This window comes from Pseudomonas benzenivorans, from assembly GCF_024397895.1.
GTDB classification, from domain to species: Bacteria; Pseudomonadota; Gammaproteobacteria; order Pseudomonadales; family Pseudomonadaceae; genus Aquipseudomonas; species Aquipseudomonas benzenivorans_A.
The window spans coordinates 2,609,276-2,634,429 of sequence record NZ_CP073346.1 but is presented as its reverse complement, the minus strand read 5'-3'; the positions used below and the strand labels follow the sequence as shown (position 1 = coordinate 2,634,429).

The following is a 25,154-nucleotide window of genomic DNA, read 5'->3' as shown; positions in this document are numbered from 1 at the left end:
TCTGATAGTTCTCTAATTAAAATTAGACCCCAATTGGTGCGTTTAAACGCACCAATTGGTGGATAGCAATCTGGGAAAGTTGAGCGCGGCGCGCCCTGGCGCGGGGGCTCGGCAGGGGCGACTGGGGGGGAGGGGTTTATACACCATCGAAACAAGTCCATTTGTCGGGGCAGGAGCCCGCGACAGTAGCCTGTGGGGCGCGCGGGAAGCAATACGGGCGCGGCGACCGCCCACTGGTGTACCTCACTGTCAGCGGCTGACTCAGGACCCGCCGCTGCCGGGTGGCGGCGCGCCCGGCAGCAGCTCCGGCGCCTCGCGCTCTAACTTGCGCTGAAGCATCTCCAGTTGCTCCAGGGCCGCGCGGGCTTCGTTCAGTTCGGCGGCGTTGCGTTCGCCGGACTGGGCGGCCTCCTCGATGCGCGCGCGGATCGCCGGGATCTGCTGCACGCCGCCGGCATAAGCCTGCAACTCGGCGCGGCTGTGGCGATCCTCGAAGGCCTGGTACTGGACCGGGTCGGCCAGTTCCGCCGGCGATGGTGTGGGACGCGGCTTGAGTTCGCCCAGCGGCGGGCTGCGCGGGTCGCCGCGTTCCAGCATGAGCTGCATCAGCACCTGGGCTTCCACTGGCTCGAGGCTGGGTTGCACCGGCGCCTCGGCAGGCGACTCCGCAGCCGCAGCGCTGACTGTCGCCTGCGCTTGGACGGTAGCGGGCGCCACCGCGACAGGCGCCAACCGTGCAGGCTCGGGCAGCAGCTTGGCCCGGGCCGGCGCGGACAACCGAACCGGCGCCGCCGCTGGCGACAACCAGAGGGTCAGGGCCACGGCGCCGCCACAGCCAAGCAGGGCCGCCCCCAGCCAGCGCCTCACAGCCCTTCTACCTTGCTGTTGGCCCGCAGGGCCTGCAGGCGCGCCTGCAACTGGCTGGCCAGCTGTTCCTTGGCCACTGCCTGATTGACCTCGTAGCGCACGCTGGGGTCGCTCAGGGGCAGCTGGCGGTCCTCGCGCTGGCGCACCTGGACGATCTCGAAGGCGCCGTCGATCAGCATCGGCTGGGAGAAGGTGCCGGCCTTCTGCAGCAGGGCGGTTTTGCGCAGGAAGTCCAGGTCCCCGTCCTGCGGGCGGATCAGGCCGAGGTCGCCGGGCGGGGTTCGCCCCTTGTCGTCGGCCAGGGAATAGCGGCGCACCGCCTCGTCGAAGTCCAGGCCGGCGACGAGTTCGGCGTGCACCCGGTCGGCGCTGGCCTGGTCGGCCAGGCGGATGTGCGCGGCCTGAACCTGGGCGACGTTGCGGTACTGCGCCAGGTGGCGCCGGTAGTAGGCCTCGGCGTCGGCATCGCTGACTTGGCGGGCCAGCTGCTTGAGGCTGTCGGTCTCGTGATGAAAATCGCCGTGCAGGCCGATCTGGTGCAGGTACTGGTGGCGCACCAGCTTGTCGCGCACCAGCAGGCGCAGGCCCTGGCGCTCGGCGGCGTCGAAGCCCTGCTCGGCCAGCTGGTACCAGAGGTAGTCGCGCAGCACGTGCTGACGCACCTGTTCGGCCAGGTAGGCGAGGTTGCCCTGCTGCAGCTCGACCCGGCCCTGGACGTTGTCGCCCTGGTACAGCGCCAGCAGGTCGAGGCGCCGCTCGGCCTGGCCGGGGAACTGCCAGGCGATCAACTGCACCTCCCGCGCTTCGGCCTGCTGCGCCGGGCTCAGCTGCAGGCTATCGAGCACCACCCCCTGCTGCTGCGACGCCAGCACCCCGCGCAGGCGCTCGGCACTGAGCGGCTGTAGCTGGCGCAGGAACGGCCGCACGTCATGCTCGAAGCGCCGGCCATGGACCTGCTCGACCAGGTTGGCCGCCTCGACCTCCACCAATGCCTCCAGATCGGTGCGGTAGCGGGGCTGCAGCTCGGCCTCGACGTCCCGGGCCAGCAGGCGGTTCTCCACCAGGCCGGCGCGCAGCTGCGCCGGGTCGGTGTTGAACTTGACCCGGGTCAGGGCCTGCTCGAGCAGGGCGATGCTCTTGCCCGGCAGGCGTTCGCCGTCGATATGCAGGTCCTGGGCGGCCTGGGCCGACAGGCAAATGCCTGCCAGCCCCAGCACGACCAGGGCACGGCTCAGAAAAGCCGCCACCTCAGAGCCCGCCCTGGCCGTGGAAGCTGTTCGCGCCCTTGGTCAGCACGTTGACGGTCAAGGCGATGGACTCCGGGATCAGCGCCTTGGCCACCCGCAAGCGCGTGGCGTAGCCGGTGTCGTAGAGCGGCTCGGGGTGCTGGTAGGCGACCTGGGCGGTCTGCGTCAGCAGGTCGCGCAGCGGCTTCTGCGGATCGTAGCGACCGACCAGGTTGGCGACTGCCGATGGGTCGTTGAGGCGCTCGCTGAAGTAGTGGTCGTCGACCCAGCCTTCCCAGCCGGAATGGCCGTTGCCCGAGGTGACCCAGGCGTGGTGCGGCTGGGCCACGTCGCCGGTAGCGTGCAGCGAATAGCCGATGGTCTGCAGCGAGGGCGCGGCCTTGAACTGGTCGAACCAGTACTTGGCCAGGTTGTCGATGGGCTGGAAGGCGGCGGTCTGGAAGTCGCCGTAATGCTCCTGCCAGTTCGACCGGCTGCCCTGGCGGTAGTGGGCCTCGGTGCTGTCGAAGTCGCTCTTCTTCAGCTCGCGGTTGTACAGGTAGACCATGGCGTACCAGTCGACGTCGCCGCTCCAGCTGCCGTCGACCTTGCGGTAGCGGTAGTCGTAGCCGCCGTGGTCGTTTCCGTGGGCGTCGCCCTGGCGGGCCATGTTGATGAAGTGCCAGTAGGAGGTGTAGTTGACGATGGAGGCGGCCGCGCCCCCAACCGGGGCGTGCTCGTAGCCGACCCACCAGCCGCCCAGGCGGGTGTCCTTGAAGTCGTCGACGTCATAGGCGGCCTGGCCGAGGACCTCGCCGGCCTTGGCTTCGCTGCCGGCGGCGCCGACATAGAACTGGTAGGCGCGGCGCATCTCGGCGCTGGCGGAGCCGGAGTTCATGAACGCCAGGGCGTCCTTGACGATGTTCTTGTGGGTGGGTTGCGACCAGGCGGCCGCCTGACCGGCGCAGCAGGCCAGGCCTAGGCCAAGCAGCAGGGTGGAGATGGTTTTCATGGGCAGGGCGCTCTTTTGTAGTTGGAGTTGAGCAGTACTAGCCGGCGTTGATGGCAGAACCATTGCAACGCCGGACTCCAACTAAAGCGCAGTCGCGCTTGCCCCATCTACCCAACCAAGGTTGGGCCGGTCTAGACCAGAGCAGGGTCGGCGCCCCGCCGCGGCGCCTTTATTGCGCCTTCTGCAGAACCCGCTGGGCCTGCTTCTGCTTGCGGTAGCTGATGGCCGCCGCCGGCACCGGGGTGACCTGGCCGGTTTCCAGCCAGCGCTTGAGGCGATTGGCGTCGGCCATGTGGGTGTACTTGCCGAAGGCATCCAGCACCACGAAGGCCACCGGGCGCTTGGCCATGACGGTGCGCATCACCAGGCAGTGGCCGGCCGCATTGGTGAAGCCGGTCTTGCTCAGCTGCACGCTCCAGTTGGCCTTGCGCACCAGGCCGTTGGTGTTGCGAAAGCCCAGGCTGTAGGCGGGCTTGCGAAAGCTCACGGTCTTCTCCGAGGTGGTGCTCAGCTGGCTGAGCAGCGGGTACTGCTGGCTGGCCTTGAGCAGCACCACCAGGTCCTTGGCGCTGGAGACGTTGTCCTCGGACAGGCCGGTGGGCTCGACGAAGCGGCTGCTGTGCATGCCGATGGCCTTGGCCTTGGCATTCATCGCCGCGATGAAGGCGCCGTAGCCGCCCGGATAGTGGTGGGCCAGGCTGGAAGCCGCGCGGTTTTCCGAGGACATCAGGGTCAGCAGCAGCATGGTGTGGCGGCTGATTTCGCTGCCGATGCGCACCCGCGAATACACCCCTTTCATATGCGGATTGTCGCGGATGGTGATCGGCAGCACCTGGTCCAGCGGCAGCTTGGCGTCCAGGGTCACCATGGCGGTCATCAGCTTGGTCACCGAGGCAATCGGCAGCACCAGATCGGGGTTGCTGGAATACAGCACCTGGTCGGTCTTGAGGTCGACCAGCAGGGCGCTGCCGGCGGCGAGTTCCTGATGGCGCGGGAGTTTTTGCGCGGCCAGGCTGTTCGAAGCAACTACAACGCAGCTGCAGATCAGCAGCAGGCTTACTATCGAATCACGGATTTTCACGGAAGGCTTCACTGGGTTGGGTGGGGGACGACGGAACAGCGGGTTCCGACCCCGACAGTATAGGCAGTCGGCCCGCGTTCTTGCAGGGGGCGACGGGGCATCCGGCGGCCTTTCGCCAGTCTCCGGGGACCGCCCTAGAGCGGCTCGCTGCCACTCAGCTCGTCCTTCAGCCAGGCGACGAACTGCTCGGTCAGGCGCTGGCGACGCTTGCGTTCGGGCAGTACCACGTAATAGCCGAACGCGGTGCGCGCCTCGCCGCCGCACACGCGGCACAGCAGGTTCTGCGCGAGCAAGTCGTCGACCAGATGATGCCAGCCGATGGCCACGCCCTGACCGGCGATGGCGGCCTGGATCAGCAGGGTGTAATTGTCGAAACGCAGGCTGCCGGGGCTCGGCGCCTGGGCGATGGCGAAGGCGCGGAACAGGCCATGCCAGTCCAGCCAGCGCGAGCGGGTTTCCGGGCGCAGGTGCAGCAGCGGCAGCTCGGTCAGCGCCGCCGGCGCCAGGGGCGGCTGGCGGCCGCGCAACAACTGCGGGCTGCACACCGGAAAGGCCGCTTCGGCAAACAGCAGATGGGCCTCGCCATGCTTGAAGCGGCCGTCGCCGAAGGCGATGGCCACGTCGATCTCCGGCGGCAGCATCCCGAGGTCGCGATTGGTGGTGATCAGGCTGACGTCCACCTCCGGATGGCGCCGATTGAAGCGGTGCAGGCGCGGCATCAGCCAGTAGGCGGCGACGGCGAAGTCGGTGGCCACCTGCAGCACCTCGTGCTGCGGCTGGGCGGTAACCGCCGCCAGGCCGGCGTCCAGGCTCTGCAGGCCGTCGCGCACATGGCGCAACAGCAGCTCGCCGGCCTCGGTGAGCACGATGCCGCGGTAGACCCGGTCGAACAGGCGGGTGGCCAGTTGCTGCTCGAGGCGTTTGATCTGCTGGCTGATCGCCGGCTGGCTGCTGCCCAGCTCGGCGGCGGCGGCGGTGAAGCTGAGGTGGCGCGCGGCTGACTCGAACACCAGCAGGGCATCCAGGGACAGCCCATCGAAGTGTTTAAACATAAGCTGTACTTATCCGAGTCATGTATTCCCGGCGGGTTTACCCGCTTGCCCTGAGACGCAATGATCGAACCAGCAATTTCGCATAAACCTTCCATATGGAAAACAGGCTCGCCATGAAACGTCCCAACATCCTCTTCATCATGGCCGACCAGATGGCCGCGCCGCTCCTGCCACTGCACGACGCCGCCTCGCCGATCAAGCTGCCCAACCTGATGGGCCTGGCCGCCGAAGGCGTGGTGTTCGATTCCGCCTACTGCAACAGTCCGCTGTGCGCGCCGTCGCGCTTCACCCTGGTCAGCGGCCAGCTGCCGAGCAAGATCGGCGCCTACGACAATGCTGCCGACTTCCCCGGCGACGTGCCGACCTACGCCCACTACCTGCGCCGCCAGGGCTACCGCACCGCGCTGTCGGGCAAGATGCACTTCTGCGGCCCGGATCAGCTGCACGGCTACGAGGAGCGCCTGACCAGCGACATCTACCCGGCCGACTACGGCTGGGCGGTGAACTGGGACGCGCCGGAAGAGCGCCTGAGCTGGTACCACAACATGTCCTCGGTGCTGCAGGCCGGTCCCTGCGTGCGCACCAACCAGCTGGACTTCGACGAGGAGGTGGTGTTCAAGGCCCAGCAGTACCTCTACGACCACGTGCGCACCAGCGCCGACCAGCCGTTCTGCCTGACGGTGTCGATGACCCACCCCCACGACCCCTACACCATTCCCGAGGAATTCTGGAACCTGTACCGCGACGAAGACATCCCGCTGCCCAGCCAGACCATCGACCAGGCCGAACAGGACCCGCACTCGCAGCGCATCCTCAAGGTCATCGACCTGTGGGGCAAGGAGATGCCCGAGCAGAAGATCAAGGACGCGCGCCGCGCTTACTTCGGTGCCTGCAGCTACATCGACGCGAACGTCGGCAAGCTGCTGAAGACCCTCAAGGACTGCGGCCTGGCCGAGGACACCATCATCGTCTTCTCCGGCGACCACGGCGACATGCTCGGCGAGCGTGGCCTCTGGTACAAGATGCACTGGTTCGAGATGTCGGCCCGGGTGCCGATGCTGGTGCACGCGCCCAAGCGTTTCGCCGCGCGCCGGGTGAGCCAGTCGGTGTCGACCATGGACCTGCTGCCGACCCTGGTGGAGCTGACCGGTGGCAGCCTCGAGCCGGGCCTGGCCCTGGACGGTCGTTCGCTGCTGCCCCACCTGCAGGGCGAGGGCGGGCATGACGAGGTGCTCGGCGAGTACATGGCCGAGGGCAGCATCGGCCCGCTGATGATGATCCGCCGCGGCGAGTGGAAGTTCATCTACTCCGAGGTGGATCCGCTGCTGCTGTTCAACGTGCGCAACGATCCCCGGGAGTGCGAGAACCTGGCGCAGTCGCCCGACCACCAGGAACTGCTCAACGCGTTCGTCGCCGAGGCGCGGGCGCGCTGGGACATCCCGGCGATCCACCAGGCCACCCTGGCCAGCCAGCGCCGCCGGCGCCTGGTCGCCGAGGCGCTGACCCACGGCAAGCTGAAGAGCTGGGACCACCAGCCGATGGTCGACGCCAGCCAGCAGTACATGCGCAACCATATCGACCTGGACGACCTGGAGCGCCGCGCCCGTTATCCCCAGCCCTGAACCCAGCCCCCGGCAGGCGCCGCCAGCGTTGCGCCTGCCTTTCACCCTCAGAACAAGAGCGACAAAGCGGAGACTAGGCATGAACAGATTCAGTACAGCACTGGCCGGCGGCCTGATCCTGGCGGCCGGCGCCATGCAGGCCCAGGCCGAGGACGCGAGTTGCGCCACGGTGAAGCTCGGCGATCCGGGCTGGAGCGACATCGCGGTGACCAACGGCGTCGCCGGCTTCCTGCTCGAGGGCCTCGGCTACAAGGCGCAGAGCCAGACCCTGGCGGTGCCGATCATCTTCGCCGGGTTGCAAAAGGGCCAGGTCGACGTGTTCCTCGGCAACTGGATGCCCGCGCAGCAGAGCAACTACGACAAGTTCGTCGCCAGTGGCCAGGTGGCCAAGCTGGCGCAGAACCTCGAGGGCACCGAATACACCCTGGCCGTGCCGACCTATGCCTATGAGGCCGGGGTGAAGACCTTCGCCGACCTGGACAAGCATGCCGACAAGTTCGACCGCAAGCTCTACGGCATCGCCTCCGGCTCGCCGGCGAACGAGTCGATCCGCCAGATGATCGAATCCGACGAGTTCGGCCTGGGCGACTGGAAGCTGGTCGAATCCAGCGAGCAGGCCATGCTGGTGCAGGTCGGCCGGGCGGTGAAGCGCGACCAGTTCGTGGTGTTCCTCGGCTGGACCCCGCACCCGATGAACGTCAACTACGACATGAAGTACCTCAAGGGCGGCGAGAAGTACTTCGGCGAGAGCGGCAGCGTCAACACCCTGGCGCGCAAGGACTACGCCGCGCAGTGCCCGAACGTCGGCAAGCTGCTGAGCAACCTCAGATTCACCCAGCAGATGGAGAACAGCATCATGGATCAGGTGCTGAGCAAGCAGGCCAGCAACGCCGAGGCGATCAAGGCCTGGGTGAAAGCCAACCCGGCGGTACTCGACGGCTGGCTGCAGGGCGTGACCACCCGCGACGGCGGCGACGCGCTGGCGGCGGTGAAAGCGCGCCTCTGACCCCTTAGGTAAACTTGGCTTAGGGTAGGCTTCGGCCTACCCTTGTCGCACGTGGTGGGCCGCAGCCCACCCTCGCACAGAACCTCACCGATGCCGCTACCCAGCCGCCAGACCCTGCTGCCCTTCCTCCGATGGCTGCCCAACACCAGCCGTCGCAGCCTCGGCAATGACCTGCTGGTGGGCCTGAGCGGCGCCATCCTGGCCCTGCCGCAGTCCATCGCCTATGCCCTGATCGCCGGCCTGCCGGCCGAGTACGGCCTGTACGCGGCCATCGTGCCGGTGATCATCGCCTGCCTGTGGGGCTCGTCCTGGCACCTGATCTGCGGGCCGACCGCAGCGATCTCCATCGTCATCTTCACCAGCGTCAGCCCTTTCGCCATCCCGGGCAGCGCGGACTTCATCGCCCTGGTGCTGCTGCTGACCTTCGTCGCCGGGCTGTTCCAATGGCTGCTCGGCCTGCTGCGCTTCGGCGCCCTGGTCAACTTCGTCTCCCACTCGGTGGTGCTCGGCTTCACCATCGGCGCCGCCGTGGTCATCGCCCTCGGCCAGCTGCCCAACCTGCTGGGCATCGAGGTACCGAGCCAGGCCACCGCCCTGGCAACCCTGCTGAACATCGGCGAACACCTGCTCGACAGCGACTGGCGCGCCCTGGCCCTGGCCCTGTTCACCCTGGGTCTGAGCCTGCTGATTCGCAAGCTGTGGCCACGGGCGCCGGCCCTGCTGCTGGGCCTGGTGGCCGGCAGTCTGGTGGTCCTGCTGCTGCCGCAGCAGATGAGCGGGATCGCCCTGGTCAGCGCCTTCGAGGGCAGCCTGCCGCCGTTCAGCCCGCTGCGCCTGGAGCTGTCCAGCCTGCTTCAGCTGCTGCCGGCGGCGGTGGCCTGCGGCATGCTCGGCCTGGTCACCAGCCTGTCGATATCCCGCGCCCTGGCCAGCAAGTCCCAGCAGTTCCTCGACGCCAACCAGGAGGTACGCGCCCAGGGCCTGTCGAATCTGATCGGCCCATGGTTCTCCGGCTACCTGTCGGCCGGCTCCTTCACCCGCTCGGCGCTGAACCTGCAGGCCGGCGCCCGCTCGCCGCTGGCCGGGGTGTGCTCGGCGCTGCTGGTGGCGCTGTTCGCCCTGTTCGGCGCGCGGCTGATCGCGCTGATCCCGCTGCCCTGCATGGCCGCCGGCATCCTGCTGATCTGCTGGGGGCTGGTAGACATCGCCGGGGCGCGGGCGCTGTACCGGGTCAGCCGCGCCGAGTTCCTGGTGATGGCCCTGACCCTGCTGGCCACCCTGCTGCTGGAGCTGCAGACGGCGATCTACGCCGGGGTGCTGGCTTCGCTGTTCTTCTACCTCAAGCGCACCTCGCAGCCGCGGGTGAAGTTCTGGCAGGAGGACGAGGAAGACCTGCTGCGGGTCGAGGGCTCGATCTTCTTCGGCGCCTGCCATTACGTGCAGCAGCTGTTGCAGCGCACCCGCAAGGGACGCGTGGTCATCGACGCCCACCACGTCAATTTCATCGACTACGCCGGGGTCGAGATGCTGCACCAGGAGGCGCGCCGCCTAAAGGCGCAGAACCGCTTCCTGATCATGCGTCGGGCGCGGCCCCAGGTGATCGAGGAGATCCACAAGCTGGAAGGGGCCGAGCACTGTCCGGTGCTGTTCGAGGACTAGGCAGGGTGCGCCACGCGCACCAGAACCGCGCCAGCCTTGTCACCCGCTTAGAAGCATCGGTGCGCGTGGCGCACCCTACGGAATCAGCCCTGCCGAAGCTGGCGGCGCAGTTCGGCCAGCACCGGCGCGCTGTCCGGGCGCACCCCGCGCCACAGGAAGAAAGCCTCGGCGGCCTGCTCGACCAGCATGCCCAGGCCATCGAGGGTGCGCGCCGCGCCCTGCTCGGCGGCCCAGCGATTGAAGGCGGTAGCCTCCCGGGCGTACATCATGTCGTAGCACAGGGTATGGCCCGACTCGATCAGGCTCGGCGCGATCGGTGGCAACTCGCCGGCCAGGCTGGCCGAGGTGCCGTTGACGATCAGGTCCACCGGCGCGTCGAGCCAGTCGAAGCCGCTGGCCACCAGCGGCCCCAGGTCGGCGAACTCGCCGGCCAGCTGCTCGGCCTTGGCCACCGTGCGGTTGGCGATCACCAGCACCGCCGGCTGCTGCGCCAGCAGCGGCTCGAGCACGCCACGCACCGCGCCGCCGGCACCGAGCAGGAGGATGCGCTTGCCGCGCAACGCGAAGCCGGCATTGACCGTCAGGTCGCGCACCAGGCCGGCGCCGTCGGTGTTGTCGCCGAGCAGGCTGCCGTCCTCGCGCTTCATCAGGGTGTTCACCGCGCCGGCGCGGCGGGCCCGGGCGCTCAGTTCGTCGGCCAGCTGAAAGGCCTGCTCCTTGAACGGCACGGTGACGTTGGCACCCTTGCCTTCGGCGAAGAAGTTCCGGGCGAAGCCGGGGAAGTCGTCCAGCGGCGCCAGCAGCGCCTCGTAGCTCAGCTGCTGGCCGGTCTGGGCGGCGAACAGGCGGTGGATCAGCGGCGACTTGCTGTGGCCGATGGGGTTGCCGAATACGCCATAGCGGTCCATCAGGCCTTTGCCTCCTGCAGCCAGTCGCGGTCCTGCAGGAAGTACTCGGTCAGGCGCGCCTCCTCGCTGCCGGGCTCGGCCTTCCAGTCATAGCCCCAGCGCACCTGCGGCGGCAGCGACATGAGGATCGACTCGGTGCGCCCGCCGGACTGCAGGCCGAACAGGGTGCCGCGGTCGTAGACCAGGTTGAACTCCACGTAGCGGCCGCGACGGAACGCCTGGAACTCGCGCTGACGCTCGCTGAAGGGGGTGTTCCTGCGCCGCTGCACGATCGGCAGGTAGGCCTCGAGGAAGGCATCGCCGATGGCGCGCATGAAGGCGAAGCTGGTGTCGAAGTCCCACTGGTTGAGGTCGTCGAAGAACAGCCCGCCGATGCCGCGTGGCTCGTCGCGGTGCTTGATGTGGAAGTAGCGGTCGCACCAGGCCTTGTAGCGCGGGTAGACATCCTCGCCAAAGGGCGCGCAGGCGGCCTGGGCCACCCGGTGCCAGTGCACGCAGTCCTCCTCGTTGGCGTAGTAGGGGGTCAGGTCGAAGCCGCCGCCGAACCACCAGACCGCCTCCTCGCCTTCCTTTTCGGCGATGAAGAAGCGCACGTTGGCGTGGGAGGTGGGGATATGGGGGTTGTGCGGGTGGATCACCAGGGACACGCCGAGGGCCTCGAAACCGCGGCCGGCCAGCTCCGGGCGGTGGGCGCTGGCCGAGGGCGGCAGGCCACTGCCATGGACGTGGGAGAAGTTCACCCCTCCCTTCTCGATCAGCGCGCCGTTCTCCAGCACCCGCGTGCGCCCGCCACCGCCGGCGGGACGCTGCCAGGCGTCCTCGATGAAGTCGGCGCTGCCGTCTTCGGCTTGCAGGGCGGCACAGATACGGTCTTGCAGGTCGAGCAGATAGGCCTTCACGGCCTCAGTACGGTCACTCACGGCGGCACCTTGAAAAACGAGTCAGGCCGGCAGGGCGCGGCCCTGTCGACGAAATCGGCGGCCAGCATAGCATTTGCCACCGGCGACCCGCAGTTGACGCAGGTCAATAGGGACGATTGGATAGGTGCCCGCGCAAGCGCCCGGAGGCATCATGGCCAGGCGCGATCCCCACTGCACAGGAGCCTGATATGGCCAAGCGAATCCAGTTCAGCCGCCACGGCGGCCCCGAAGTGCTCGAGTACCTCGATTACCAGCCGGCCGCACCCGGCCCCCATGAAGTGCGGGTGCAGAACCAGGCGATCGGCCTGAACTTCATCGATATCTATTACCGCGGTGGCGTCTACCCGCCGCCGGCGCTGCCGTCCGGCCTGGGCACCGAGGGTGCCGGCATCGTCGAGGCGGTGGGCGAGGGGGTCAGCCAGTTCCAGGTCGGCGATCGTGTGGCCTACGCCACCGGCCCGCTCGGCGCCTACAGCGAGCTGCACGTGCTGCCGGCCAGCAAACTGGTCAAGCTGCCCGAGGCGATCAGCTTCGAGCAGGCCGCGGCGGTCATGCTCAAGGGCCTCACCGTGCAGTACCTGTTGCGCCAGACCTATGCGCTCAAGGGCGGCGAAACCATCCTGTTCCATGCCGCCGCCGGCGGCGTCGGTTCCTTCGCCTGCCAGTGGGCCAAGGCCCTGGGGGTCAAGCTGATCGGCACCGTCAGTTCGCCGGAAAAAGCGGCGCGGGCGATGGAGCAGGGCGCCTGGGCGACCATCGACTACAGCCACGAGAACGTGGTGCAACGGGTGCAGGAGTTGACCGACGGACAGAAGTGCCCGGTGGTCTACGACGGCGTCGGCAAGGACACCTGGGAAACCTCCCTGGACTGCGTCGCCCCGCGCGGCCTGCTGGTCAGCTTCGGCAACGCCTCCGGCGCGGTCACCGGGGTCAACCTGGGCATCCTCGCGCAGAAGGGTTCGCTGTTCGTCACCCGGCCGAGCCTGGCCGGCTATGCCGATACCCCAGAACGCCTGCAGGCCATGGCCGACGAGCTGTTCGCGATGATCACCAGCGGCCGGCTCAAGGTGGAGATCAGCAGCCGCCACGCGCTCAAGGACGCCGCTCAGGCGCAGACCGCCCTGGCCGCACGACAGACCACCGGCTCGACCATTCTGCTGCCCTGACCAGCAGCTACCGCCTGACGAAGGCCAGGCGGCACGGCCGGTTGGCTCAAGCCGGGCGCAGCACCTGGCCGCTGGCCAGGTCACGGATCACGCTGGGGTTTCGGCGCCCGCCCAGGGCACCACCGAGCACCAGGTCCAGCTGCCGCGGAAAATACTGCTCCACGCGCAGGCGGGTGCGCGCCGCCGGGCGCCCGGACGGGTTGGCCGAGGTCGACACCAGCGGGCCGGTGAGGGCGCACAGCCGGCGCACCAGGGGATGATCGCTGACCCGCAGGGCCACGCTGGCATGCCGTCCGCTGATCCATTCCGGCAGGCGCTGCTGGTGCGGCACCAGCCAGGTGTTGGGCCCCGGCCAGCTGCTGGCCAGGCGCTCCTGCCAGACGTCCGGCAAATCCTCGAGGAGAAAATCGAACTGCTCGATGCAGTCGGCCACCAGGATCAGGCCCTTGTCCATCGGCCGCTCCTTGAGCGCCAGCAGACGGGCCACCGCCAGCTCGTCCCAGGGGTCACAACCCAGCCCCCACACCGCCTCGGTCGGATAGGCGATCACCCCGCCCTGGCTCACCACCCGTGCCGCCTGTTGCACCTGCCAATGACTGGCCATCCGCCGCTCTCCCCATTTACCCCTGCAGGGCAGTGTATCCAAGCTTGCCAACCCTTGCCGGACCCCAGCGTGCAGCTCAGCCGCCACGCCCGACCCAGCGGCCGCCTTCGCGGGCGATGCGCCCTTCCAGCTCCAGCTCGGTGAGGGCCGCCAGCACTTCGGCCAGCGGCCAGCCACTGACCGCTGCCAGGGCTTCGCTGCTGTGCGGCGCGGCATGCAGCAGCTCGAGCAGGGGATGGCTTGGTTGCAGGGACGCAGCGGGCTCGGCCGCAGGCGGCATCTGGACCTGCCAGCCGCGCAGGGCCTCGAGAATGTGCTCGATGCTTTCCACCAGGGTGGCCCCTTCGCGGATCAGCTGATGGCAACCCCGCGCCCCGGGATGATGGATGGAGCCGGGAATCGCATAAACTTCACGGCCCTGCTCGGCCGCCAGGCGGGCGGTGATCAGCGAGCCGCTGGACGGGCTGGCCTCGACCACCAGCACACCGAGGGACAGACCGCTGATGATGCGGTTGCGCCGGGGAAAGTTGCCCGCCTGGGGCGGGCAGTCCAGCGGCAGCTCGGACACCAGCGCGCCACCCCCCGCGACAATGTCCGCCGCCAGTCTGGCATGGCGTGCCGGATACAGCTGCTCAAGCCCGGTACCCAGGACCGCGATGGTCTTTCCCGAGGCGTCCAGCGCCCCCTGATGTGCCGCGCCGTCGATACCGAGGGCCAGGCCGCTGGTGATCACGAAGCCGCCGGCGGCCAGGCTGCGGGCGAAACTGTGGGCGGTATCCAGGCCGGGGCGGGAGGCGCGGCGACTGCCGACAACGGCCAGCTGCGGTTGCTCGAGCAGGCTGGGCTCGCCGGCGACGAACAGCAGCGACGGGGCATCGTCGAGCTCGGCGAGCAGGCCCGGATAGGCCGGGTCATCCCACATCAGCAGGTGCCGGTCCCGGGCCTCCAGCCAGGCCAGGGCGGCCCTGGCCCGCTCACGCACCTCGGCATTGCGCCGCGCCTCGGCACAGACCGCCGGCAGGCCCAGGGCGCGCCAGGCACTGGCCGGCGCACTGAGGGCGGCCGAGGCGGTGTCGAAGGCCGCCAGCAACTTGCGAAAACGCCGCGGCCCCAGTTCCGGCAGACCATGTAGGCGCAAACGGGCTTCGAGCTCGGCAGGGGACAGACGCTGCGACATGCTGATCATCCTTGATCGGTCGCGCCACTCGGGCGGCAGAAAATCGGCAGGCAAAAAAAACCCCGCGGGAGCGGGGCTTTTCGACGTTACGGGTTGCGGACCTTGTCCATCACCGCCAGCTGGCGGGTGGCGCCGAGGACCAGCCCGTAGCTGAGCTTGTCGTAGGTGCGGAAGACCATCAGCAGGCCGGCACGCTCGTCGGGAATCTTCACCGATTCGCCGGTGACCCGGTCGCGTACGGTTTCGCCGGTCTTGTACACCGCCAGCACGTTGCCCACCACCAGGCCGTCCCGCGCGCCCTTGTTCAGGGTGACCACGTCGAACTGGCCGATCTGGGTCACGCCACGCGGCACGTCGAGGATCAGGCCGCGAACTTCATTGGTCGGCTCGCTGGGCATGAAGGTCGAGTTGATCGCCCGCTCCTCGGTGGGGAACAGACGGTCACCCAGGCGTACTTCCTGGGTCGAGCGGGTCAGGTTCATGGTGCCGATGTCGCCTTCCTCGGCGACGATCTCACCACCGCCGATGTCGTCGGCGTTGATCCCGAGGAACTCCTGGGTCTCCGGATCGACGTAGGTCTTGCCCTGGCGGAAGATGCCGTACACCGGTGCGTGCTCGTCGAACTGGCCGCGGGCATAGACGCGGTCGCCGGCGCCACTGACCACCCGCTCGGCGTTACCGGCCACGACATAGGGGGCGCCCTGGAACTCTTCCGGGTTGTCGACGATGCGGTTGCTCAGCAGGAAGCTGTTGATCGCCTCCAGCGGAATGGTCGGAATGGCTTCGGCCATCGGCGTGACGCGCACCTTGGGCGACAGCTTGATGGTGCCGCGGGACTCGCCGCGGTTGAGCATCAGGCGCGGCTGACCGTCGACGTAGACCAGGCTGAGCTCGTCGCCGGGATAGATCAGATGGGGGTTTTCCACCTGCGGGTTGGCGTGCCAGATCTCCGGCCACTTCCACGGCTGACTGAGGAACCGACCGGAAATATCCCAGAGGGTATCGCCCTTGACCACGGTGTAATGGTCAGGGTGACCTTCCTTGAGTTGCACTTCCGCCTGGGCCAAGCCACCTGCGGCCAGCAGCAGCAGGGCGAGTAGTGATTTCCTCATACGGTGAATCCCTTTATTATGTGTCTTCACGTGGAGCGCCCTAGCGCCGCGACTGAAACCCAGTGAAACTGCGGCGTGAAGCCGTTTTTCAATGCTGCTCATCATCTTAGCAGCGGATTTTGACTTTATTCCACAAGTGCATCACAAACGCATATGGCGATCCTAAACATCCTCGAATTTCCCGATCCGCGCCTGCGCACCATCGCCAAGCCGGTGGACGTGGTCGACGACGCCTTGCGTCAGCTGATCGACGACATGTTCGAAACCATGTACGAAGCCCCGGGCATTGGCCTCGCCGCGACCCAGGTCAACGTGCACAAGCGCTTGGTGGTAATGGACCTGTCGGAAGACCGCTCCGAGCCGCGGGTATTCATCAATCCCGAGTTCGAGCCGCTGACCGACGAAGTGGACCAGTACCAGGAAGGCTGCCTGTCGGTACCCGGCTTCTACGAGAACGTCGACCGCCCGCAGAAGGTCAAGATCAAGGCGCTGGACCGCGACGGCCAGCCCTATGAGCTGATCGCCGAAGGCCTGCTGGCGGTGTGCATTCAGCACGAATGCGACCACCTCAACGGCAAGCTGTTCGTCGACTACCTGTCTACGCTCAAGCGTGACCGCATCAAGAAGAAGCTGGAAAAGCAACATCGCCAGCGGGCGTGAGCCACCACCTGTATAAAGGCTTGCTGCGGCAAGCCTTTTTCTTTAGCGAGACCCCATGACTGAAGCACTGCGCATCGTCTTTGCCGGCACCCCGGAATTCGCCGCCGAGCACCTCAAGGCCCTGCTCGACACCCGCCACCAGATCATCGCGGTCTACAGCCAGCCGGATCGCCCGGCCGGTCGTGGGCAGAAGCTCACGCCCAGCCCGGTCAAGCAGCTGGCGTTGCAGCACGATATCCCGGTCTACCAGCCCCTGTCCCTGCGCGACCCGGCGGCTCAGGCCGAGCTGGCGGCGCTGGCGCCCGACCTGATGGTGGTGGTGGCCTACGGCTTGATCCTGCCCCAGGTGGTACTCGACACCCCGCGCCTCGGCTGCATCAACAGCCATGCCTCGCTGCTGCCACGCTGGCGCGGCGCGGCGCCGATCCAGCGCGCCATCGAGGCCGGCGACGGCGAGAGCGGGGTGACCGTGATGCAGATGGAAGCGGGCCTGGATACCGGGCCCATGCTGCTCAAGGCCTGCACCCCGATCGGCGCCGACGACAGCGGCGGCAGCCTGCACGACCGCCTTGCCGTTCTCGGTCCCCAGGCGGTGATCGAGGCTATCGACGGCCTGGCCGCCGGCACGCTGGTCGGCGAAGTGCAGGACGACAGCCTGGCCACCTACGCGCACAAGCTGAACAAGGACGAGGCGCGCCTCGACTGGACGCGCCCGGCAGAGGAGCTGGAACGGCTGATTCGCGCCTTCAATCCCTGGCCGATCTGTCACAGCACGCTCAACGGTGCAACGCTTAAAGTGCTGGCTGCGCAGCTGGCGGACCAACAGGGCGAGCCGGGGCAGATACTCGCCGCCGACAAGGTCGGCCTGACGGTGGCCTGTGGCCGCGGCGCCCTGCGCCTGACCCGTCTGCAGTTGCCGGGTGGCAAGGCCCTGGCCTTCGCCGACCTGTACAACAGCCGGCGCGAGCAGTTCGCCCTCGGCACGGTGCTGGGCGCATGAACCCGCGTCTGGCCGCCGCCCGCGCCCTGGCCGCCGTGCTCAACGGCAAGGCCTCCCTGGGCGGCAGCCTGCCGGCGCAGCTGGACAGGGTCGAGCCGCGCGACCGCGGCCTGACCCAGGAGCTGGCCTTCGGCACCGCCCGCTGGCAGCCGCGCCTGGCCCTGCTGGCGGAGAAACTCCTGCAGAAACCCTTCAAGGCCGCCGACCGCGATGTCGAGGCGCTGTTGCTGGTCGGCCTGTATCAGCTGTTCTACACCCGCATCCCGGCCCATGCGGCGATTGGCGAGACCGTGGCCTGCGTCGACAAGCTGAAGAAGTCCTCGCTCAAGGGCCTGCTCAATGCCGTGCTGCGCCGCGCCCAGCGCGAGGGCGAGCAGCTGCTGGCCGAGCTGGAGCGCGATCCGGTGGTGCGCACCGCTCACCCGCGCTGGCTGCAGAAGGCCCTGAAGGCCCACTGGCCCGAACACTGGGAGGCCGTCTGCGCAGCCAACAACGCCCACCCGCCGCTGATGCTGCGGGTCAACCGCCGCCACGGCAGCCGCGACGACTACCTCGCGGAACTGCGCGACGCCGGCATCGCGGCCGAAGCCTGCGCCTACAGCCGTGACGGCATCCGCCTGCAGCAGGCCTGCGACGTGACCGGCCTGCCTGGCTTCGCCGAAGGCCGGCTCAGCGTGCAGGACGAAGCCGCCCAGCTGGCCGCCGAGCTGCTCGAACTGGCCCCCGGACAGCGGGTGCTGGACGCCTGCTGCGCGCCCGGTGGCAAGACCTGTCACCTGCTCGAGGCGCAGCCCGAACTGGCCGCGGTGGTGGCGGTGGACCTGGAGGAAAAACGCCTGGTGCGGGTGCGCGAGAACCTCGCGCGGCTGAACCTGCAGGCCGAGCTGATCGCCGCCGATGCCCGGGCAGTCGAGCAGTGGTGGGACGGCAGGGCGTACCAGCGCATCCTCCTGGATGCCCCCTGTTCCGCCACCGGGGTGATTCGCCGCCACCCGGATATCAAGCTGACCCGCCAGGCCGAGGACATCCCCGCCCTGGCGCAGTTGCAGGGTGAACTGCTGGATGCGCTGTGGCCGACCCTGGCGGTCGGCGGCATCCTGCTTTACGCCACCTGTTCCACCCTGCCCACGGAAAACACCGAGGTGATCGCCGGCTTTCTCGCCCGCACTCCCGGCGCCCGCGAGCTGGATATCGCCGGGCCGTTCGGCCTGAAACAGCCCCATGGCCGCCAGCTGCTCGCCCAGGCAGACGGCCATGACGGTTTCTACTATGCCAAGCTGATCAAGATCGCCGCCGACCGCGGCTGAGGAATACAGCGGATGAAGATCATCATTCTCGGCGCCGGCCAGGTCGGTGGCACCCTGGCGGAACACCTGGCCAGCGAGGCCAACGACATCACCGTGGTGGACACCGACAGCGACCGCCTGCGCCAGCTCGGCGACCGCCTGGACATCCGTACCGTGCAGGGCCGCGGCTCCTTTCCCGCGGTGCTGCGACAGGCCGGCGCGGAAGACGCCGACATGCTGGTGGCCGTTACCAACAGCGACGAAGTCAACATGATCGCCTGCCAGGTGGCCTACACCCTGTTCCACACGCCGACCAAGATCGCCCGGGTGCGCGAGGCCGCCTACCTGAGCCGCAGCGGCCTGTTCAACAACGAGTCGATCCCGGTCGACGTGCTGATCAGCCCGGAACAGGTGGTCACCAACTACATCAAGCGCCTGATCGAATACCCCGGCGCCCTGCAGGTGATCGACTTCGCCGACGGCAAGGCCCAGCTGGTGGCGGTCAAGGCCTATTACGGCGGTCCGCTGGTCGGCCAGCAGCTGCGTCAGCTGCGCGAGCACATGCCCAACGTCGACACCCGGGTGGCGGCGATCTTCCGCCGCAACCGGCCGATCATGCCCAAGGGCGATACGGTGATCGAGGCCGACGACGAGGTGTTCTTCATCGCCGCCAAGGCGCATATCCGCGCGGTGATGAGCGAGATGCGCCGCCTCGAGAACAGCTACAAGCGGGTGGTGATCGCCGGCGGCGGACATATCGGCGAGCGCCTGGCCGAGGCCATCGAGAGCCGTTACCAGGTAAAAATCATCGAGATGAACGCGGCGCGTTGCCGCTACCTGTCGGAGAGCCTGGACAGCACCATCGTGCTGCAGGGCAGTGCCTCGGACCGTGACCTGCTGGTGGAGGAGAACATCAACGATGCCGACATCTTCCTCGCCCTGACCAACGACGACGAGGCCAACATCATGTCCTCGCTGCTGGCCAAGCGTCTCGGCGCACGCAAGGTGATGACCATCATCAACAACCCGGCCTACGTCGACCTGGTCCAAGGCGGCGAGATCGACATCGCCATCAGTCCGCAGCTGGCCACCATCGGCACCCTGCTGACCCATGTGCGCCGCGGCGATATCGAGAGCGTGCACTCACTGCGCCGTGGCGCGGCGGAGGCCATCGAAGCCATCGCCCATGGCGACGCCAAGTCAAGCAAGGTGGTCGGTCGCGCGATCGAGGAGATCGCCCTGCCGCCGGGCACCACCATCGGCGCGATCATCCGCGACGAAGAGGTGTTGATCGCCCACGACGACACGGTGATCGAGTCCGGCGACCACGTGATCCTGTTCCTGGTCGACAAGAAATACATCCGCGATGCCGAGAGCCTGTTCCAGGTCGGGCTAACCTTCTTCTAAGGGATTGCCGAACAATCCCCAGCCCATTCGGAGTCCGGAGTCGCCATGTTGGAATCCCTTGAGAAAATGCTGGCACAGGGCATGGATAACGCCCTGCTGCGCTTCGGCCTGGGCAAGGGCTATCTGGATGCCGGCGAATTCGCCCGCGCCGCCGAGCACTTTCAGCGCTGTGTGGAGCACGATCCGGCCTACTCGGCGGCCTGGAAGCTGCTGGGCAAGGCGTGCCTGGAACTGGGCGACCGGCAGGGCGCCGAACAGGCCTGGCAACAGGGCATCGCCGCGGCCCAGGGCCACGGCGACAAGCAGGCGGAGAAGGAGATGACGGTGTTTCTCAAGCGTTTGCAGCGCCAGGCGCCGCAGGACTGAGCCTCAGTCCTCGACGAAACGCAGGCCGACCCCCTCGCTGTCCACGCGCATCACTTCCATTTCCAGCACCGGTGCTTCGATCGGCAGGTCCTGAACCTGCCCGGTGACCCGAGTGCCAGCCTCCAGGGCGGCCAGTTGCGGGTGCTTGACGTAGACCCCGCCGTCGGACAGGTCCCGAGTCTGGGCCACCAGCTCACCGAAGCTCGGATGACAGATCTTGATTCGGCACTTCATCGACGTGCGGATGTGTTGGCGCTGGTTGGGCATAGGGGCGACATTCCTCGACTGGGCTTCAGAGTTAATAGCGCAAGATGCCCGCCAAGCCCAGCGGGGCCGGCAGAAAAACCTCAGACAGAGGGATTTTTCCACCGCTTCAGCGCGAGTGCGCCGCTAGTACCACTTCTTTTCGCCTGGCGGACGCTTCTTGAAGCGCTTCATGCTCCACATGTACTGGCTCGGGTAGCGACGCACGTAACGCTCGATCACCGCACTCATGGCCGCCACGCTTTCCTCGACCTTCTCGCTGTACATGCCTTCGGGGGCGGCCTCGAGCACGACCTTGTAGCCGCTGCCATCGTCCAGCCGCACGGCGTGCAGGAACACCCCCAGCGCCTTGCCGCCGGCGAGCATGCCGGGCACGAACTTGCTGGTCAGGGCCGGCACGCCACAGAAGGGCACGAACACGCCGGACGACAGGCTTGGTTCGGGGTCGGCGGGAATCCCCACGGCGCCGCCGCGGCGCACCTCCTTGATGACGCTGAGGATGCCCTCCTTGGTCGAGGGCGCCACCCGGTTGCCCATCTGCGCCCGCTGCCGGGCCAGCAGCTCGTCCACCGCCTTGAGCTTGGGCGGACGGTAGAAGATGACCGGCTTGCACTGGGCGCAGTAGAAGTGGTTGAGCACCTCCCAGTTGCCCAGGTGGCTGGTGATGCCCACCACTCCCTTGCCGGAAGCCAGGGCCTGCTGCAGCACCTCCAGGCCCTCGACTTCGCGCACCAGGGCCAACGACTTCTGCGCCGGCCACACCCAGGCGCAGGCGCTCTCGGTCAGGGTCTTGCCGATGTCCGCCAGGGTGTCGCGCAACAGGCGCCGATGGGCCGCCGCATCCAGCTCCGGGAAGCACTTGCTCAGGTTGATGCTGGCGACGTCGCGCGAGCCGTTGGGCAGCTTCCACATCAGCCAGCCGATGGCCGCCCCCAGGCCTTGCACGGCGCGCCAGGGCAACAGCGCGAGCAGGTACAGAAAGCCCACCACCAGGGCTCCTTTGAGCTTCTCCACAGGCAACTCCAGAAATCGCAAAGGGCCTATTGTAACCACGCCGGTGGCCGCCATGCAGGTTGGAGCTGCGGCTCGAGCGGCACCGCCCTCGACACGCTCAGCTCGCGATCAGCGCGGCGTAGCGGTCGCAGTCGGTGGTGTGGTCCATGACCATGCCGGCGGCCTGCATGTAGGCGTAGCAAATGGTCGGCCCGACGAAGGTGAAACCGGCCTTCTTCAGCGCACGGCTCATGGCCTCGGCGTCGGCGGTGGCGCCAGGCACCTGGCTGCGCTCGCTGAAGTGGTTGATCTTGGGCGCGCCACCGACGAACGACCAGAGCAGCCCCACCGGGTCCTCCAGCCTGAGCCAGGCCTGGGCGTTCTGCCGCGCAGCCCTGAGCTTGAGACGGTTGCGGATGATGCCCGGGTCCTGCATCAGCCGCTCGATCTCCTCGTCACTCAGCTGCGCCAGGCGCTCGGGGTCGAAGCCGAACAGCACCTCGCGATAGCGCGCACGCTTCTTCAGCACGGTGATCCAGGACAGGCCGGCCTGGAATCCTTCCAGCAGCAGCAACTCGAACAGGGCCTGGGGATCGCGCTGCGGCACCCCCCATTCCTGGTCGTGGTAAGCTTGGTAGAGCGGGTCTTCGGTGCACCAGAAGCAGCGTGGCATAAGGCCTTCCCGGGCAGTGGAGGCTGTACGGATTGGGGTATACTCCCGCCCTTTCTGTCGCAGCCTCAACAGGTGAATTTTTCGTGAGCCAGACTACGCCTGCCGTGCGCACCTTCCAAGACCTGATCCTGACCCTGCAGCAGTACTGGGCCGAGCAGGGCTGCGTGGTGTTGCAGCCCTACGATATGGAAGTGGGCGCCGGCACCTTCCACACCGCCACCTTCCTGCGCGCCGTCGGCCCGGAATCCTGGAACGCCGCGTACGTGCAGCCCAGCCGCCGTCCCACCGACGGCCGCTATGGCGAGAACCCCAACCGTCTGCAGCACTACTACCAGTTTCAGGTGGTACTCAAGCCCAACCCGGAGAATTTCCAGGAGCTGTACCTGGGCTCGCTGGCGGCCATCGGCATCGACCCGCTGGTGCACGACATCCGCTTCGTCGAAGACAACTGGGAATCGCCGACCCTGGGCGCCTGGGGCCTGGGTTGGGAAATCTGGCTGAACGGCATGGAAGTCACCCAGTTCACCTACTTCCAGCAGGCCGGTGGCATCGAGTGCTACCCGGTGACCGGCGAGATCACCTACGGCCTCGAGCGTCTGGCGATGTACATCCAGGGCGTCGACTCGGTCTACGACCTGGTGTGGACCGACGGCCCGTTCGGCAAGGTGACCTACGGCGACGTGTTCCATCAGAACGAGGTGGAGCAGTCCACCTACAACTTCGAGCACGCCAACGTCGACAAGCTGTTCGAGCTGTTCGACTTCTACGAGAGCGAAGCCAACCGCCTGATCGCCCTGGAGCTGCCGCTGCCGACCTACGAGATGGTGCTCAAGGCCTCGCATACCTTCAACCTGCTCGACGCCCGCCGCGCCATCTCGGTGACCGAACGCCAGCGCTACATACTGCGCGTGCGCACCCTGGCCCGCGCCGTAGCCCAGAGCTACCTGCAGGCGCGGCGCAAACTCGGCTTCCCCATGGCCACCCCCGAACTGCGTGACGAAGTACTGGCCAAGCTGGAGGCTGCAGAATGAGTGCATTGGATTTCCTCGTCGAACTGGGCACCGAAGAGCTGCCGCCGAAAGCCCTGAAGAGCCTCGGCGAGGCCTTCCTGGCCGGCATCGAAAAGGGCCTCAAGGCCGCCGGCCTCGACTACCAGGCCAGCCGCATGTACGCCGCGCCGCGCCGCCTGGCGGTGCAGATCGACCAGCTGGCCAGCCAGCAGCCCGATCGCAGCCACAACCTCGACGGCCCGCCGCTGCAGGCCGCCTTCAACGCCGCCGGCGAACCGACCCAGGCCGCCCTGGGCTTCGCCAAGAAGTGCGGGGTCGAGCTCGCCGAGATCGACCAGAGCGGCCCCAAATTGCGCTACACCCAGCGCATTCCGGGGCAACCGGCCAGCGCCTTACTGCCGGCGATCGTCGAGGCCTCGCTGAACGAACTGCCGATTCCCAAACGCATGCGCTGGGCCGCCCGCCGCGATGAATTCGTGCGCCCGACCCAGTGGCTGGTGATGCTGTTCGGCGACAACGTGATCGACTGCGAAATCCTCGCCCAGAAGGCCGGCCGCGAGTCCCGTGGCCACCGTTTCCACAGCCCGAGCAAGGTGCGCATCAGCACACCGGCGACCTATCTGGAAGACCTGCGCAGCGCCTACGTGCTGGCCGACTTCAGCGAGCGCCGCGAGCTGATCGCCCGGCGCATCGACGAGTTGGCCGCCGAGCAGCAGGGCAGCGCCATCGTGCCGCCGGCGCTGCTCGATGAGGTCAGCGCCCTGGTCGAGTGGCCGGTGCCGCTGGTCTGCTCCTTCGAGGAGCGCTTCCTCGAGGTGCCCCAGGAAGCCCTGATCACCACCATGCAGGACAACCAGAAGTACTTCTGCCTGCTGGACGCCGAAGGCAAGCTGCTGCCGCGCTTCATCACCGTGGCCAACGTCGAGAGCAAGGACCCGGCGCAGATCATCTCGGGCAACGAGAAGGTGGTGCGCCCGCGCCTGACCGACGCCGAGTTCTTCTTCAAGCAGGACAAGAAGCAGCCGCTGGAACACTTCAACCAGCGCCTGGCCGGTGTGGTGTTCCAGGCCCAGCTCGGCTCGGTCTTCGAGAAAGCCCAGCGTGTTTCCAGGCTTGCGGCCTTTATCGCCGAGCGGACCGGCGGCGACGCCGAGCGTGCCGCCCGTGCCGGCATCCTCTGCAAGTGCGACCTGGCCAGCGAGATGGTCGGCGAGTTCCCGGAGATGCAGGGCATCGCCGGCTACTACTACGCCAAGCACGACGGCGAGGCCGAGGACGTCGCCCTGGCGCTGAACGAACAGTACATGCCGCGCGGGGCAGGGGCCGAACTGCCGAGCACCCTGACTGGCGCCGCCGTGGCCTTGGCCGACAAGCTCGACACCCTGGTCGGCATCTTCGGCATCGGCATGCTGCCCACCGGCAGCAAGGACCCCTACGCCCTGCGTCGCGCTGCCCTGGGCGTGCTGCGCATCCTCATCGAGAAGGGCCTGGACCTGGATCTGAACGATGCCGTGGCCTTCGCCATCGAGCAGTTCGGCGACAAGGTCAAGGCCGACGGCCTGGCCGCCCAGGTGCAGGACTTCGTCTTCGACCGCCTGCGTGCCCGCTACGAGGACGAGGGTGTGGATGTGGCGGTGTACCAGTCGGTGCGCGCCCTCAACCCGAGCGCACCGCTCGACTTCGACCAGCGCGTGCAGGCGGTCCAGGCCTTCCGTGCCCGCAGCGAAGCCGAAGCCCTGGCTGCGGCGAACAAGCGCGTGTCCAACCTGCTGAGCAAGTTCGACGGCGAGGTGCCGGCCCAGGTCGACGCCGCACTGCTGCAGGAGCCCGCCGAACAGGCCCTGGCCGAGGCCGTGGCAAACGCCGAGCAGGCGGTCCTGCCCATGGCGGCCGCCCGTTGCTACCGCGAAGCGCTGGAGCACCTGGCCAGCCTGCGCGAGCCGGTCGACAGCTTCTTCGAGGCGGTACTGGTCAACGCCGACGAGCCGGCCGTGCGGGCCAACCGCTACGCGCTGCTGGCGCGTCTGCGCGGCCTGTTCCTCGGCGTCGCCGATATCTCCGTGCTGGGCTGAGCCCCGGCCAG

Annotated in this window: 24 protein-coding genes; 11 read left to right on the top strand and 13 right to left on the bottom strand. The window is 67.6% G+C overall.

The genetic code is table 11. The features are described from left to right. Nucleotides 1–261: 261 nt before the first annotated feature. From KDW96_RS12315 to KDW96_RS12295, 5 genes are all read right to left on the bottom strand, one after another. On the bottom strand, nt 262–867 hold the full coding sequence (locus KDW96_RS12315) for a hypothetical protein (RefSeq protein ID WP_255836544.1): 606 nt from the start codon (nt 865–867) through the stop codon (nt 262–264). Beyond that, on the bottom strand, nt 864–2,114 hold the full coding sequence (locus KDW96_RS12310; protein WP_255836543.1) for a peptidyl-prolyl cis-trans isomerase: 1,251 nt from the start codon (nt 2,112–2,114) through the stop codon (nt 864–866). Before KDW96_RS12310 ends, KDW96_RS12315 begins: the two co-directional genes overlap by 4 nt. Before the next feature lies 1 nt (nt 2,115). Then, nucleotides 2,116–3,105: a phospholipase C/P1 nuclease family protein gene (locus KDW96_RS12305; protein ID WP_255836542.1), complete on the bottom strand. Its 990-nt coding sequence runs from the start codon at nt 3,103–3,105 to the stop codon at nt 2,116–2,118. 169 nt (nt 3,106–3,274) lie between these two features. After that, nucleotides 3,275–4,186, bottom strand: coding sequence for a D-alanyl-D-alanine endopeptidase (gene pbpG / locus KDW96_RS12300; RefSeq protein ID WP_255836541.1), 912 nt, complete (start codon nt 4,184–4,186; stop codon nt 3,275–3,277). 134 nt (nt 4,187–4,320) lie between these two features. Then, nucleotides 4,321–5,238: a choline sulfate utilization transcriptional regulator gene (locus KDW96_RS12295; RefSeq protein ID WP_255836540.1), complete on the bottom strand. Its 918-nt coding sequence runs from the start codon at nt 5,236–5,238 to the stop codon at nt 4,321–4,323. A gap of 113 nt (nt 5,239–5,351) precedes the next feature. Here KDW96_RS12295 and betC point away from each other — a divergent pair, with 113 nt between their 5' ends. From betC to KDW96_RS12280, 3 genes are all read left to right on the top strand, one after another. After that, nucleotides 5,352–6,860, top strand: a complete 1,509-nt coding sequence (betC, locus tag KDW96_RS12290) for a choline-sulfatase (protein ID WP_255836539.1) — start codon at nt 5,352–5,354, stop codon at nt 6,858–6,860. Nucleotides 6,861–6,939: 79 nt separating this feature from the next. Next, on the top strand, nt 6,940–7,866 hold the full coding sequence (choX, locus tag KDW96_RS12285; protein ID WP_255836538.1) for a choline ABC transporter substrate-binding protein: 927 nt from the start codon (nt 6,940–6,942) through the stop codon (nt 7,864–7,866). A gap of 90 nt (nt 7,867–7,956) precedes the next feature. Then, complete coding sequence (locus KDW96_RS12280) at nt 7,957–9,525, top strand: SulP family inorganic anion transporter (RefSeq protein ID WP_255836537.1); 1,569 nt, start codon at nt 7,957–7,959, stop codon at nt 9,523–9,525. Between the two features lie 83 nt (nt 9,526–9,608). Here KDW96_RS12280 and aroE read toward each other — a convergent pair whose 3' ends face one another. Together aroE and hemF are read right to left on the bottom strand one after the other, a co-directional pair. Continuing rightward, nucleotides 9,609–10,433: a shikimate dehydrogenase gene (gene aroE, locus KDW96_RS12275; protein ID WP_255836536.1), complete on the bottom strand. Its 825-nt coding sequence runs from the start codon at nt 10,431–10,433 to the stop codon at nt 9,609–9,611. Further along, entirely contained in the window at nt 10,433–11,353 is a 921-nt protein-coding gene (hemF, locus tag KDW96_RS12270) for an oxygen-dependent coproporphyrinogen oxidase (RefSeq protein ID WP_255836535.1), read from the bottom strand. Before hemF ends, aroE begins: the two co-directional genes overlap by 1 nt. Nucleotides 11,354–11,541: 188 nt before the next feature. On the opposite strand from hemF, the gene KDW96_RS12265 reads away from it, so the two are divergent. Further along, nucleotides 11,542–12,519 carry an NADPH:quinone reductase gene (locus tag KDW96_RS12265; RefSeq protein ID WP_255836534.1) on the top strand — a complete coding sequence of 326 codons (978 nt, stop codon included), beginning with the start codon at nt 11,542–11,544 and terminating at the stop codon, nt 12,517–12,519. 46 nt (nt 12,520–12,565) lie between these two features. On the opposite strand, the gene tsaC is transcribed toward KDW96_RS12265, so the two are convergent. The 3 genes from tsaC to KDW96_RS12250 form a co-directional block, all read right to left on the bottom strand. Continuing rightward, nucleotides 12,566–13,123 (bottom strand): L-threonylcarbamoyladenylate synthase type 1 TsaC, encoded by a 558-nt coding sequence (tsaC, locus tag KDW96_RS12260; protein WP_255836533.1) that lies wholly within the window; start codon nt 13,121–13,123, stop codon nt 12,566–12,568. 76 nt (nt 13,124–13,199) lie between these two features. Continuing rightward, nucleotides 13,200–14,300, bottom strand: coding sequence for a DNA-processing protein DprA (gene dprA / locus KDW96_RS12255; protein WP_255836532.1), 1,101 nt, complete (start codon nt 14,298–14,300; stop codon nt 13,200–13,202). An 86-nt stretch (nt 14,301–14,386) separates the two neighbouring features. Next, on the bottom strand, nt 14,387–15,412 hold the full coding sequence (locus tag KDW96_RS12250) for a LysM peptidoglycan-binding domain-containing protein (RefSeq protein WP_255836531.1): 1,026 nt from the start codon (nt 15,410–15,412) through the stop codon (nt 14,387–14,389). Between the two features lie 153 nt (nt 15,413–15,565). On the opposite strand from KDW96_RS12250, the gene def reads away from it, so the two are divergent. Genes def through KDW96_RS12225 form a run of 5 tightly spaced genes read left to right on the top strand, consistent with a single transcriptional unit; the run spans nt 15,566 to nt 20,131 of the window. Continuing rightward, entirely contained in the window at nt 15,566–16,072 is a 507-nt protein-coding gene (gene def, locus KDW96_RS12245) for a peptide deformylase (protein ID WP_255836530.1), read from the top strand. Between the two features lie 55 nt (nt 16,073–16,127). Continuing rightward, nucleotides 16,128–17,072, top strand: coding sequence for a methionyl-tRNA formyltransferase (gene fmt, locus KDW96_RS12240; protein WP_255836529.1), 945 nt, complete (start codon nt 16,128–16,130; stop codon nt 17,070–17,072). Further along, nucleotides 17,069–18,379, top strand: coding sequence for a 16S rRNA (cytosine(967)-C(5))-methyltransferase RsmB (rsmB, locus tag KDW96_RS12235; protein WP_255836528.1), 1,311 nt, complete (start codon nt 17,069–17,071; stop codon nt 18,377–18,379). Before fmt ends, rsmB begins: the two co-directional genes overlap by 4 nt. 12 nt (nt 18,380–18,391) lie before the next feature. Then, nucleotides 18,392–19,765, top strand: a complete 1,374-nt coding sequence (trkA, locus tag KDW96_RS12230) for a Trk system potassium transporter TrkA (RefSeq protein WP_255836527.1) — start codon at nt 18,392–18,394, stop codon at nt 19,763–19,765. A gap of 45 nt (nt 19,766–19,810) precedes the next feature. Further along, nucleotides 19,811–20,131: a tetratricopeptide repeat protein gene (locus KDW96_RS12225; protein WP_255836526.1), complete on the top strand. Its 321-nt coding sequence runs from the start codon at nt 19,811–19,813 to the stop codon at nt 20,129–20,131. A 3-nt stretch (nt 20,132–20,134) separates the two neighbouring features. On the opposite strand, the gene KDW96_RS12220 is transcribed toward KDW96_RS12225, so the two are convergent. The 3 genes from KDW96_RS12220 to KDW96_RS12210 form a co-directional block, all read right to left on the bottom strand. Beyond that, the gene (locus tag KDW96_RS12220; RefSeq protein ID WP_255836525.1) at nt 20,135–20,398 is read right to left on the bottom strand and encodes a PilZ domain-containing protein; all 264 of its coding nucleotides are present in this window, start codon (nt 20,396–20,398) and stop codon (nt 20,135–20,137) included. A gap of 123 nt (nt 20,399–20,521) precedes the next feature. Continuing rightward, on the bottom strand, nt 20,522–21,409 hold the full coding sequence (locus KDW96_RS12215; RefSeq protein ID WP_255836524.1) for a lysophospholipid acyltransferase: 888 nt from the start codon (nt 21,407–21,409) through the stop codon (nt 20,522–20,524). Nucleotides 21,410–21,506: 97 nt separating this feature from the next. Continuing rightward, on the bottom strand, nt 21,507–22,061 hold the full coding sequence (locus tag KDW96_RS12210; RefSeq protein ID WP_255836523.1) for a DNA-3-methyladenine glycosylase I: 555 nt from the start codon (nt 22,059–22,061) through the stop codon (nt 21,507–21,509). A gap of 83 nt (nt 22,062–22,144) precedes the next feature. Here KDW96_RS12210 and glyQ point away from each other — a divergent pair, with 83 nt between their 5' ends. Both glyQ and glyS read left to right on the top strand, forming a co-directional pair. After that, nucleotides 22,145–23,092: a glycine--tRNA ligase subunit alpha gene (glyQ, locus tag KDW96_RS12205; protein ID WP_255836522.1), complete on the top strand. Its 948-nt coding sequence runs from the start codon at nt 22,145–22,147 to the stop codon at nt 23,090–23,092. Continuing rightward, nucleotides 23,089–25,143: a glycine--tRNA ligase subunit beta gene (gene glyS, locus KDW96_RS12200; protein ID WP_255836521.1), complete on the top strand. Its 2,055-nt coding sequence runs from the start codon at nt 23,089–23,091 to the stop codon at nt 25,141–25,143. The genes glyQ and glyS overlap by 4 nt, the downstream gene beginning before the upstream one ends. The last annotated feature ends 11 nt before the right edge of the window (nt 25,144–25,154 follow it).